8 protein-coding genes are annotated in these 12678 nt (G+C 67.6%); 5 read left to right on the forward strand and 3 right to left on the reverse strand.

Translation table 11 applies throughout. The features are described 5' to 3' along the window. The 4 genes from DBZ32_RS19280 to DBZ32_RS19295 all read left to right on the forward strand — a co-directional run. Positions 1 to 2312 (forward strand): NosD domain-containing protein (locus DBZ32_RS19280; RefSeq protein ID WP_328587496.1); only part of this gene is annotated, 2312 nt, incomplete at its 5' end. 151 nt (positions 2313 to 2463) lie between these two features. Next, on the forward strand, positions 2464 to 3864 hold the full coding sequence (locus DBZ32_RS19285) for a TolC family outer membrane protein (RefSeq protein ID WP_162906855.1): 1401 nt from the start codon (positions 2464 to 2466) through the stop codon (positions 3862 to 3864). Positions 3865 to 3955: 91 nt separating this feature from the next. Then, a complete protein-coding gene (locus DBZ32_RS19290) occupies positions 3956 to 6253 on the forward strand; it encodes a type I secretion system permease/ATPase (protein WP_208539327.1) in 2298 nt (765 codons plus the stop codon). 6 nt (positions 6254 to 6259) lie between these two features. Next, entirely contained in the window at positions 6260 to 7576 is a 1317-nt protein-coding gene (locus DBZ32_RS19295) for an HlyD family type I secretion periplasmic adaptor subunit (RefSeq protein WP_119168903.1), read from the forward strand. A gap of 16 nt (positions 7577 to 7592) precedes the next feature. Here the strand turns inward: DBZ32_RS19295 and DBZ32_RS19300 are convergent, their stop codons facing one another. Together DBZ32_RS19300 and DBZ32_RS19305 are read right to left on the reverse strand one after the other, a co-directional pair. Then, positions 7593 to 8567 (reverse strand): glycosyltransferase family 2 protein, encoded by a 975-nt coding sequence (locus DBZ32_RS19300; protein WP_119168904.1) that lies wholly within the window; start codon positions 8565 to 8567, stop codon positions 7593 to 7595. A 110-nt stretch (positions 8568 to 8677) separates the two neighbouring features. Continuing rightward, positions 8678 to 10078 carry a right-handed parallel beta-helix repeat-containing protein gene (locus DBZ32_RS19305; RefSeq protein WP_119168905.1) on the reverse strand — a complete coding sequence of 467 codons (1401 nt, stop codon included), beginning with the start codon at positions 10076 to 10078 and terminating at the stop codon, positions 8678 to 8680. Between the two features lie 232 nt (positions 10079 to 10310). Here DBZ32_RS19305 and DBZ32_RS19310 point away from each other — a divergent pair, with 232 nt between their 5' ends. Beyond that, on the forward strand, positions 10311 to 11267 hold the full coding sequence (locus DBZ32_RS19310) for a S1 family peptidase (RefSeq protein ID WP_162906856.1): 957 nt from the start codon (positions 10311 to 10313) through the stop codon (positions 11265 to 11267). 102 nt (positions 11268 to 11369) lie between these two features. Here DBZ32_RS19310 and glnT read toward each other — a convergent pair whose 3' ends face one another. Further along, a complete protein-coding gene (glnT, locus tag DBZ32_RS19315) occupies positions 11370 to 12671 on the reverse strand; it encodes a type III glutamate--ammonia ligase (protein ID WP_119168906.1) in 1302 nt (433 codons plus the stop codon). Positions 12672 to 12678: the final 7 nt, after the last annotated feature.

Raw genomic sequence — 12678 nt, forward strand, 5'->3', positions numbered from 1 at the left:
ACACGGAAGTGGGAATCGAGGCGGCGCTGAAGGCGAAAGCCCGCGGCAACCAGGGCGAGGATTGGAATGTAGAGTCCGAGGGCGCGACCTACTACGCCGAGGCGGGGGGCAGTTCCGGCTCGGCGGGGATCTGGAATTTCGATTACAGCGTGGTCAGCTACGGCGGGCAGGATCTCTCGAACTACGACATCCGGATCACGGCCGACTTCATCGACCGTGACGGCAACCGGACCGAGGACGTCATGGTCTTCGATCCGATCGCGCATCGTGCGGAACGGGAGGCCAACGATCCGAACGAGAACTACTACCAGGATCCGACCGGCAACACCCAAGGAGTGCAGAACTCTCAGAACCTCGGCTGGCACGCCCCGGGTTTCGATCCCGATGCCTCGGGCAGTTACGAATTCAGCCTGACGGTGGTCGACCGCAGCAGCGGCGAGACCGTGGCGCAGTCGGATATGCGGGTCGAAGTGGCCGACGTCATCGTCGCCGAAGACGGCAGCGGGAACTTCACCAGCATTCAGGCGGCCATCGACGCGGCCGAGGCCGGCGATACGATCATCGTCCGGGAGGGGACCTACGACCCCTTCGGCACTTCGTTCGACGGTCCGGCGAACCTGACAATCATCGGCACCAACGGTGCGGTGATCGACGGCAGCGACCTTGCCGCGTCCGGGCGCCTGGTCGACCTCCGTGCGGACGGCACCACCCTGAGCGGCTTCACGATCGAGGGGCCGGGCGCCGATGCGGGTTCCTTCGTCGGAGTCTCCGTGTCCGGTCAGAACGTGACCGTCCAGAACAACACCATCAGCGACGTCTCGACGGGCATCCAGACGACCACACAGCACGAGGTCGGCTCAGCCACGATCACCGGCAACGCCGTGACGTCGAACTACGGCATCAGTCTGCAGAACGACGACAACACGGTGTCCAACAACACGGTGAACGCGGCTGTCGAGGGGGTCGGTCTTCTGCCGGGCGTCAACAGCTTCATCGACAACACCATCACCGTGGGTGCCGATGGCGAGGCGCTCGCCCTCTACGGCGGCGCCGTCGCCTCGGATCTGACCAACAGCGGCAACGAGGTCTCGGTTAGCGGCGACACCAACCTTCAGAACGCGGCGGACCTCGCCGGCGCCGGCGGGACGCTCAAGGTCGGCGGCGGCACCTACACCGAGACCCTTGTGATCGGCCAGCAGGTGACCCTGCTCGGCGCACAGAGTGGCGTGGATGCGACCGACGCGACGCGCAGCGGTGCCGAGAGTGTGATTCTGGGCTCCATTCATCTGCTCGACGGGGCGGACGGCAGCGTCATCGACGGCTTCTCCCTGCTGGAGGGCGGCAACGTTGCCGGGTCCCTTGCCGGCATCTATCTCGATCCGGGCGCGACGGGCATCACGATCCAGAACAACATTTTGAGTCACACGAACAACGCCGATCTGAACGACGGGTCGCGGGGCATCCTGACCACCTTCGACGGCGGCAACGACGACCTGACGATCAGCCAGAACAGCTTCACCGGCTGGTCGACCGGCGTGTATCTGAACCCGGGTGCGGGCGCAGCCGAGATTTCAGGAAACGCCTTCTCCGAAAACAACGTCGGTGTCTCGGTCGACGGTCCGGACGGCGTGCGGCTCGCGGACAACAGCTTCACCGACAATGCCTTCGAGGCGGTGGGGCTGGGGCCGGTGACTCCGGCGGGCGCGGCGACGGCCTCGCTGGAGGTCACGCTCTCGGATAACGAGATCGGTGACGGTAACGGCAACGAGGGCCGGATCGGTGTCTATGCCGACGGCCTGACGGTGACGGCGGAAGGCGAGTCCGACGGCACGGTTCTGGAGCTGCAAGGCGCTTCGGTGAACGACCTGACGCTTGCCGGCGACGGCGATGTCTCGGTGATCGGTAACGACCAGGCCAACAGCTTGATCGGTAACGCCGGCGACAATGATCTCTTCGGCGGGGTGGGGGACGATCAGCTGTTCGGCGGAGCCGGCGATGACCGACTGTTCGGCGGCGACGGCGACGATACCCTGACCGGCGGCGATGGTAACGACACCTTCGTCCTGCTCGAAAGCGACAGCGGCACGGATACGATCCGCGACTTCGGCGTCGGCGACGTGATCGACCTCACCGACCTCGTCGTGAGCGACGGCGAGGCGGAACTGCTGTTCGAGGATGACGGCAACGGCAATGTGACGGTCGCTCAGCAGTCCGCGCCGAACGACGTGCGCGTCGTCATCGAGGCCACGTCCGTGACCAGTCTTAGCGTCGATACCGACGGCAATATCAGTTTCGGCGGTGCCATGAGTTAGACGGGGCGAGGCGTGAGAGATGACGGGCCGCCGGGCAAACAAGGGGGCGGCGGTCCGTCGTTTAGAGGGAGGTGGGGCTGCCTGTGCGGCGCCGCCGAAACGAAGGTTCCAGGCAAGAGTCCTGAGGTGCAAGGAATTGGGGAAAATCTCGATGCAGCGGCAAGAAACTGAGAAGAAGACGCGGTTCGGACGTCTGTTCGGACGCAGCGTAAGTTGCGCGGCGATTGCCACGGCCCTCACGCTCGGCGGCGCGCAGATGGCGGCGTCGCAGAGCCTTCAGGAAGTGGTCGCCCTGGCGATCGATGCGCACCCGGCCGTCCGGGGCTCCGAAGCCGCCTTCCGGGCGGCCGAGCGCGCGGTCGAGGAGGAGCGCGGGGCCTTCCTTCCCGCCATCGACCTGACCAGCGACACGGGTTACCAGAGGAGCGATCAGGAAGACGTCAGTTCCGACGACGAGGATCTGTGGCGTGCGCGCTACCGGCTCTCGGGCACCCAGTTGCTGTTCGACGGCTTTTCGACCAGCAATCGCGTCGACGCCTCGACCGAGCAGGCGGAGGCCGCGCTCTTCGATGTCCGAAGTGCCGCCAACCAGATCGCCAACCGCGCGATTTCCGCTTACCTCTCGGTGGCTCGGGATCGCGAGCTTCTGGTCTTCGCGCAGGAGAACGTCGAATTGCATCGGCAGATTCTCGGCAACGTTGATGCCGCCGCCGAGGCCGGCGGTGGCTCCACGGCGGATGTCGCGCAGGTGCGTACACGCCTCGCCTTCGCAGAGTCTCAACAGCGGCGTCTGCGCGGCGATCTCCGCAACTCCGAGGCCGACTTTCGGGAAGCTGTCGGACAGTCGCCGAGCGATCTTATCCGGCCGACCGCGCCTTTGGGGGCCGTTCCGGACACCCTGGAGATGGCCATCGCCGTCGCGCGCGAGTCCAACCCCAACCGCAGCGCCTCCATCGCCTCCGCCCGTGCGGCGGGCTTCGCCCTGGACGTAACCCGTGGGCCCTTCCTGCCGCGCTTCGATGTCGAACTGGCGCACGAAGGCCGGCGCGGCGTCGGCGGCGAGCGCGACCACGAGACGGACAGCACGGCCCTGCTGCGCCTGAGCTGGAATCTCTACAACGGCGGCTCCGACACCGCCGCGCGCCGCCGCGCGCGGGAAGAGGAGAACGAAGCGCTGCTGCGGACGCGCGAGGTCGACCGCCTGATCCAGGAGGAGATGGAGGTCAACTACAACAACCTGGAGGTCGCGCGCGACCAACTGGAGTTGCTGCGTGATCGCGTCGGCAACGCGGCCCAGGTGACGGACGCCTACCAGGAGCAGTTTCGCCTTGGCCAAAGGACGGTGCTCGACCTTCTGGACTCCGGCAACGAGCTGTTCGTGGCGCGGGTCGATCTGACGCGGGCGGAGTACGAGGTGATCGCCGCCGCCTATGACGTCCTGACGACGGCCGGCACCGTGCTGAGCGCCGTCGGTGTGGCGGCCGAGGTGCGCGACGTCGGAACGGTTCCGCACCTGGAGCTGGGACAAGACGCAGAGTGGCAGAGCCAATAGCCGCCATATCTGCAGGCGTTGCAGCGGTCGGCCGGGCGGCCGGTCGCTGCCGCCGAGTCCCTGATGCCGGACGCTCCCGGCCGAGCTCGGCGTGAGTGGCGTCCCCTCTGCGCCGCGCGGCTGGCAGGCGGCGGCGGAAGCCGCCGGATCGCAAGACCCCGACTCTCCGAATCGGGAGGCGCAGGGAGGGTCGCAGCAGCAGGCGGCGGCGCCTCAGGCGGTCACCGGTCTGGACCCGGCGGCGCTGGGTCGCAGCGAGCCCGACGATCCGCTGCTTGCCTGCCTGGTCTTCCTGACCAAGCTCTTCGGCCGCCCCCGGTCGGCGATGACGCTTCTGGCCGGGCTGCCGCTGACCGGCGCGCGCCTGACGCCCGAACAATTCCTGCGGGCCGCCGAGAACGCCGGCCTCGCTGCCCGCGTGGTTCGCCGCGATCTCGACGCGATCCATCCCTGGACGCTGCCCGCCGTTCTGGTTCTGCGCGACGGCGATGCGTTGGTTTTGCAGGACCGCCCGCCGGAGGGCGATTGCCGGGTCATTCTGGCGGCGACCGGCGGCGGTGAATCGACCATCGGCCGGGACCAGCTGGCGGAGGTCTACAGCGGCTACGCCATCCTGGTCAGGCCGGCCCACCGCTTCGCGGCCGAAGCAGGCGAGGGACCGGCGGCGGCTCGGGCGGCACCGCGTGCGCAGGCCTGGTTCTGGGGCACCTTCGCCGAGAACTGGTGGACCTATCTGCAGGTCGGCCTGGCGTCGGTCCTGATCAACCTCTTCGCCCTGGCGAACCCCTTGTTCACCATGACGATCTACGACCGCGTCCTGCCAAACAACGCGGTGGAAACGGCCATCGCGCTGGCGGTCGGCGTCGCCTCGGTCTTTTTCTTCGACTTCCTGCTTCGGATGCTGCGTGGCTGGTTTCTCGATTTCGTCGGGCGCCGGGCCGACGTCATCCTGGCAAGCCGGATCTTCGACCAACTGCTCGACATGAAGCTGTCCCACCGGCCCCAGTCGTCGGGCGGCTTCGCCAGCACGCTGCGCGAGTTCGAAAGCGTGCGCGACTTCTTCACCTCGGCGACCCTGGCGGCCTTCATCGATCTGCCCTTTGCGCTGCTGTTCGTGGCGGTGATCGCGCTGCTGAGTCCGCAGATCGGTCTCCTGCTGGCCGCTGTGGTCGTCCTGCTGTTGCTCTGGGGCCTGGTGATCCAGATTCCCATCGCGCGCCGCATCCGCGAAAGCCTGGCGCAGAGCGAGCATAAGCACGGCGTGCTGGTGGAGAGCGTCGGGGGACTGGAGACGATCAAGGTGGTCGGGGCCCAGGGGCGCATGCGCCGCGCCTGGGAAGAGCTGGTCGGGCAAAGCGCCGAGCTGGGTCAGAAGATCCGCTTCTACAACAATCTGGGTGTGCAGGTCGTCCATACCGTGCAGCAACTGACCGCGGTCTGCGTGGTGCTGTTCGGGGTCTTTCTGGTGCAGGACGGGCTGCTGACCGCAGGCGGACTGATCGCCTGCGTGATCCTGTCGGGCCGCGCGATCGGGCCTCTGGCCCAAGTCTCTCAACTGATGATGCGCTTCCATCAGACCTGGTCGTCGCTGAAGTCGCTCGACGCCATCATGCGCTATCCGGTCGACCGCCCGGCCGACGGCAGCTTTCTGCATCGCCCCGATCTGCAGGGCGGGCTGGTGCTGGAGGGTGTCGGCTTTCGCTACCCCAACAGCCAGGTCGACGTGCTGCAACGGCTCAGCTTCACGGTACGGCCCGGCGAGCGTGTCGGAATCGTGGGCCGGGTCGGGTCCGGCAAGACCACCGTCGCCAAGCTGGCCGCCGGTCTCTACGAGCCCAGCGAGGGGGCGGTCCGCCTGGACGGAATCGACGTCCGGCAGATCGAGCCGAGCGACCTGCGCGCCAACCTGGGCTTCGTGCCGCAGGATCTGTTCCTGTTCCGGGGCACGATCCGCGAGAACCTGGCCATCGCCGCCCCGCACGCGAGCGACCTCGAGATCATGCAGGCGGCCCGGGCCGTGGGACTTCACGACTTCATCGCCCGGCATCCGCTGGGCTACGACCTGCCGGTCGGCGAACGGGGCGAAGGCCTGTCGGGCGGTCAGCGCCAGGCCGTCGCCCTAGCCCGCGTGTTGCTGAAGCGGCCCAACCTGCTGCTGCTCGACGAACCGACCTCGGCCATGGACAACCGCAGCGAAGAGCAGATCCTGCGCAATCTGCCGCTCTATCTCGAGGGCAAGACCATTCTGCTGATTACCCACCGCGTCTCCCTGCTGCGGCTGGTCGACCGCGTCCTGGTCCTCGACGGCGGGCGGTTGATCATCGACGGCCCGCGCGACGAGGTGCTGGCCCGCCTGGCCGAGGCTCCCGTTCCGGTCAAGGAGGGCTGAGCGAAGATGCGAAGCGACGAAACCTTCATGTCGGAATTGGCGGCGGCACGGCATCGCCGGCCGCGGCTGGCGGCGCAACTGCTGCTCTTCGCCATCGCGGGCTTCGTCGTCTGGGCCGTGATCTGGGCCGCGCACGCGGAGATCGACCAGGTCAGCAGCGGCACCGGCCGCGTCATCCCCTCGCGTCAGATTCAGGTCGTCCAAAACCTGGAGGGCGGCATCCTCTCCGAGTTGCTGGTGCGCGAAGGCGAGCGGGTGGAGGCCGGGCAGGTGCTGATGCATCTGGACGACACGCAGCTGACCTCCGACTTCGGCGAGAACCAGGTGAAGGCGCTGGGCCTGCAGGCGGTGGTCGCGCGCCTTCAGGCGGAGCTGTCGGATGAACCGCTGCGCTTTCCGGCTGCCGTGCAGGATGCCATGCCCCAGGTGACGGAGGCGGAAGCGGCGCTCTACGACGCCCGTGCAAACGAGCTGACCTCTGCCTTGAACCGCTTGGGCGAACAGCTCAATCAGAAGCATCGCGAGCTGGAGGAGACGGACGCGCGCATCGTCCAGCTCACCCGCTCCGTCGATCTGACGCGTCAAGAGATCGGAATCCTGGCGCCCCTGGTCGAACGGGGGATCAACGCGCCGATCGACCTGATCCGGCTGCGCCGTGAGGAGAATCAATACGTCGGCGATCTGGCGGTGGCCGAGAAGACGCGGGAACGGCTGCAGGCGGGGCTGGCGGAGATCGAGGCGGAAACGGCGGAGACGCGCGCGCAGTTCCGCAGCCGCGCGCTGCAGGAACTCAACGAGGCCCAGGTGAATCTGCAGGCCTTGCAGCAGGTGCTGACCTCGCGCGGGGACCGCGTGCAGCGTGCCGTCATCCGGGCGCCGACCACCGGGACGGTCAAGCAACTCTTCGTCACCACCTTGGGCGGTGTCGTCCGGCCGGGCCAGGACCTCGTCGAGATCGTGCCGACGGAGGACACCCTGCTGGTCGAGGCGCGCCTGCGGCCCGCCGATATCGCCTTCATCTATCCCAGCCAGGCGGCCAAGGTGAAGATCACCGCCTACGATTTCACGGTCTACGGCGTATTGCCGGCCAGCGTGGAGCACATCAGCGCCGACACCATCCAGGACGAGGCCTCGGGCGAGAGCTTCTATCTGGTTCGGGTGAAGACCGACGTCGCCCAACTGCAGGACAAGCAGGGGGTGTCCCTGCCGGTCATTCCCGGCATGACGGCCGCCGTGGATATCCTGACCGGCAAGCGCACGGTGCTGCAGTACATTCTCAACCCCTTCCTGAAAGTCGGCCAGCGCGCGCTGCGCGAGGGGTGAGCCGAGCCGGGCGGTCTCAGTCCTGCCGTCTGAAGCCGCTCGATGGCCTGGAGAGAAGGCGAAGTCCGAAGGACCCCATGGTGAGCAGGGCGAGCGCCTTCGCCGAGGCCTTCAGAGGTTTCGGGTGTACGCGCAGGGACTCCCGCAGGAGCGCCAGGTGCCGGAACGGGCTCTCGCCGCGTGTCAGTTGCGCCAGTTGCAGCAGAGCGCCGCCGAGCCATGCTCCCGTGATGTCCCTGTCGGTCTTCCTCTGCGCCTTGGCGTGCAGGTCGCGTAGGAAGCCGACGCGGGCGGCGGTCGTTTCCAGGCCGCCCGAGGGTTCGGCGCGCCCGAGCGCCACGTCGTCGTCCTGGAGCCGCCGAATCTGAGCGACGACCCGTCCGGTCACCATGAAGGGCGTCGACAAGGCCAGGTTGGCGATCAGCTTGGTGTCTTCCTGGCTGCGCAGGCTCGTGTCGAATCCGCCCAGTGCCCTCAGCGCCGCGCGGCGGACGACAAGGCCCTGGCAGTAGGTCGCGTTCCGGAAGCAGAGATACAGCGGTGCCGCGACCGGCGTGCCCTGCCGGTCGGAAAAGACCAGGCCGCGCAAATCGAACAGGTTCTGACGGTAGCCCGACCCGGTCAGTTCGACGTTCGCGAGATGGGTCTGCACGTCAGGCGCCGCCGCGCGCATGTCCCGCTGAAAGACCTCCAGGCGGTCCGGGCTCCAGGTGTCATCCGAGTCAAGGAACGCGATCCAGTCCGACCGGGCGGCCTCGATCCCCTTGTTCCGGGCCGCGCTCACGCCGGCGTTGTCCTGCCGGATCAGGCGAATTCGATCGCCGTACTCTTCCAGAACCGATGCCGTCGCATCCGTCGAGCCGTCGTCGATCACCAGGATTTCGTCGGCCGGCTGCGTCTGCGCCAGGACGCTGTCGACGGCCTCCGAAATGATCTGTGCCCTATTGTAGGTGGGGATCACCACGGATACGGACAGCTTCGCTGAGCTCATCAAAAAGGTCCTACCGGCATCGGTCCCCGCGAAGCGAGGCCGCTATCGGGTATCGTCTCTTGCGCAGGAACACAAGAGGCCGGAACGGGAAGGGCCGGTGCCGTGCAGCCCTACTGGACGAACTCATAGGCGCCGACGTCGGGGGCCCGGTCCGGCGCGCGCGGCTGTCCCAGCAGGTCGACCGTCAGATCGGGACCCGGTTCGGCGCCGGCCTGACCGTACGTGCCGAAATCCGCTGTTCCGGCATCGATCGCGGCGCTACCCGCGCGCAGGCGGAAGTCGCCGCGATCGGGATCCCGGAAGATCTGCCGCGCGTCGTCGAAGCGCAGATTGTGGGTGAAGAGAGTGGCTTCGGGATCGAGTCTGAAATCGCGGGCGTCGAAGCCGCCTTCGTTGAAGGAGGCGGAGAGGTTGTTCGCCACCAGATTGCCCGAGCCGGCCGTACCGTCCTTGTGCGCAACGACGGTGACCCAGGGCGGGCCGGGCTGCCCCGGCCGGGCATCGATCACGGTGTTGTTGAGAACCTTGACCTGACGCGCGCCCATCACGGTGATGCCGTGGAAATGATCGACGACCACGAGATTGTTCGCGATGGTCCAGTTCTCGAACATGCCGTCGAACAGCCCGATGCCCTGGAGATTGCAGCGGAAGGGCTGATCCGGGTCCTCGAAGTTGATGATGCTGTTGCCGGTGATCTCGACGTTTCGGACGACCCCCGTGCCCGGGCTGCCGTCCGGTCCCCGCGACCAGGATTGGAAGCCGTCGTCGTGGTGATAGTAGAGGCTGTAGCAGTTCTTGATGGTGTTGCCGCGATAGATGCCGTCGTCCCCCAGGGCGCGGACGGCGTCTTCCGAGAAGCGGTCGATCGTGTTGCCCTCGACCCTGACCCCGGTCCCGGTGACGGTGATGGCGTGCCGGACGTGCATGATCGTGCTGTTCAGCAGGTGCACGCGGGCGCCCTCGAGAGCGACGCCGTGGTGCGCCCGTTCGATCCACTCGCTCTCGCCCCAGTCGGCGATGCTGGGGGCCGAGCGCACCGTAAGATCCTCCAGCCGGATGTCCCGCGCATCTGCGGCGACCTGCAGCAGGGTGGTCGGAAAACCGGGCGTGCCGCGATCCGGCGTGGTCACCACCGGTTCGATGGCCCGCTGGGGTTCGATCAGCAGGCCGGAGACATGCCAGCCGGAGCTGTCGGCGATCTTCAGTCTGTCTGCCACCGCCTGCGCGCCGGGGGCGGGCCGTAAGCTGACCGGCGGCTCCAGGTGCTGTCCCTGGATCGTGAGATCGCCGTAGTTGCCGCTGTGCAGGAAGATGCGCTCGCCGCCCTGGAGTTGAGCCTCCGCAAGCGCCGCCTCCAGCGAGGGGAAGACCAGGGCCGTTTCGTCGCCGCTCGTCAGCGTGCCGGACGGGTCGATCTGCAGGTCTCGCGCCCAGGCCGCGCCGCCGAAAGGCAGGGTGGCCGCCAGGGTGAGCGATGCGACGGACAGGAGCAGAAGGGTCGATCTCGGCATAACCGGCCAGGTCCTCTCTCGTTCGGTTCCGCCCCGTCGCAGGGCGGTTGTCGCCGCCGTGATACGCGACCGGCCGCGGCCATGCAATCGGGAGTCGGCAAGAGAAAGTGAGCGTACGAACGATTGGTTGGTGCTTGGGCGATTGGCGTTTTCGGCGTTTGTTTCAGCGCTATCTCCCGATAGATTGGCTGCTGTGTTGATTTTTAGACATCGCGAAGAGGATCGTCGCGCCGTGATCGCCGTTCCCCTGTCGGGTGAGGGCCGTCCCAGCAGATTCGGCTTCCGGGCCGGGCGCCGCGCCGCCGGAACTGCCGGTCTGTGCCTGCTGATCTGGTTCGCTCTGGCGCTGCCTCTACTGGTTCCCGGGCCGCTTTCGGCTTCGGATGTGGTGAACTGCCTGGACGCGCAACGCGATCTCGTGGTGCGCAAGGTGCGTCATCGCTGCGAGGGCCGGATCCTGAGCGATGCCGAGGCCGCCGTCTGGCGCGACAAGGCGGCGCAACGCAAGCGCGAGCAGTTCGAGCGGGCGCAGGAGACGGTCCCGCAGGTCGATGCGCGGCCGCAGGGCGTTTCCACCGGGTTCTGGGTCCACGGCGATGGCTATCTTGTCACCAACAACCATGCGGTCGTGGGCTGCGCGCGCTTGAGCCTGCTGCAGGACGGCGTGCCGCTCGGCCCTGCCCGGGTCCAGGCGGCGCGGCCGGATGTCGACCTGGCTCTGCTGAAGGCCGACCGGCGCCCGCAGACCGTGGCGGCCTTCCTGGCGCCACCGACGCCGCCGGACGGCGAGGCCCTGCGTATCGTCGGCTATCCCAGCGAGGGCGTGCCGCGTGTGCGCGCCATCCTTTCGTCGGCCCAGATCGCGGGACGACCGGCCGAGGCCGAAGCCCCTTTCTTCGCGTTCCTGGGCCGCATCAAGTTCGGTAACAGCGGGTCTCCGGTGTTCGACGAAAGCGGTGCCGTGCTGGGCATCGTCATGGCCAAGATCGACTCCCAGGCCGTCTACCGACAGACCGGCCGGCTGCCACCTGACCTCGGGCTCGCCGTCGAAAGCCGCGCAATCGAATCTCTGCTTGCCGCGGAGGGTCTCTCGGGCCGTCGGGCCGTCGCCGGCCCGGCCCTGGACAGCGAGGCGCAACTCGCGCAGGCGCGCTCCCTGGTCGTGCGCGTCGACTGCTGGCGGGAGTGAGCCGGTGCGGCGGTGCGACCTTCCGGCTCTTGCGCGCCTGACGAAACGCGCCGCCTCGGCGGCGGATGGACTGAGTTCGAGAAGATCCTTCGAACGTCCGGCTCAGCAGTCCAGCGTCTGCTCGCGTTCCCAGTCCGTCAGGTGGCGGGCGTAGTCGTCCCACTCGGCCGTTTTGAGCTTGAGGTAGGCGGCGGTGAAGTCTCCGCCCAAGGCTGCCGTCAGGGTCTTGTCCCTGCCGAAGGCGCGCAGGGCGTCGAGCAGGTAGAGCGGCAGCGACCTGGCCTTCACCCTGTGGCCCTCGCTGTACATGTTGAGGTCCAGCCGCTTGCCGGGGTCGGTCTTGTGTGCCAGGCCGTCGAGGCCCGCCGCCAGCACGCCGGCCTGCAGCAGGTAGGGGTTGGCCGCGCCGTCGGCCAGCCGCAGCTCGAGACGGCCGGGGTCGGGGATGCGCACCATATGGGTGCGGTTGTTGCCGGCGTAGGTGATGCTATTGGGTGCCCAGGTGGCGCCGGAGGCGGTGACCGGAGCGTTCAGCCGCTTGTAGCTATTGACCGTCGGGTTGGTCAGGGCGCAGAGCCCCTCGGCGTGGCCGAGCAGGCCGCCGAGGAAATGGTAGGCGCGCCGCGACAGGCCCAGCTCGCCCTTCTTGTCCGCGAAGAGATTGGTCTTGCCATCCGGACTCCAGAGCGAGACGTGGATGTGGCAGCCGTTGCCCGTCAGCTCGGCGAAGGGCTTGGGCATGAAGGTCGCACGCAGGCCGTGGATCTCCGCCACGGACTTGACCATGAAGCGGAAGAAGGCGTGGCGGTCGGCGGTGACCAGGGCGTCGGCATAGTCCCAGTTCATCTCGAACTGGCCGTTGGCGTCCTCGTGGTCGTTCTGATAGGGGCCCCAGCCGAGCGCGAGCATGGCGTCGCAGATCTGCGAGATGACGTCGAAGCGCCGCATCACCGCCGCCTGGTCGTAGCAGGGCTTGGGGTCCAGGTCGCGGGGGTCGGAGATGCCGGTCCCGTCGGGCGTGATCAGGTGGTACTCCGCTTCCACGCCCGATTTCATGCGCAGCTTACGCTTGGCCGCCGCCTCGATCTGGCGCTTGAGCACCCAGCGCGGTCCCTGCTCGACCGGCTGGCCGGCCATGTAGAGATCACTGGCGACCCAGGCCACTTCGGGCCGCCAAGGCAGCTGGATCACGCTGTCCGGATCGGGCAAGGCGAACATGTCCGGGTCCGCCGGCGTCATGTCCAAATGGGTGGCGAAGCCCGCGAAGCCGGCCCCCTCGGCCTGCATTCCGTCGATCGCCGCGGCCGGTACCAGCTTGGAGCGCTGGGCTCCACGCAGGTCGGTGAAGCTGATCAGGAAGTAGCGGATCCCCCGATCCTTGGCGAACTTGCTCAGCTTGGTCATGACGTCC

It is taken from the genome of Algihabitans albus, from assembly GCF_003572205.1.
Lineage (GTDB): Bacteria > Pseudomonadota > Alphaproteobacteria > Kiloniellales > DSM-21159 > Algihabitans > Algihabitans albus.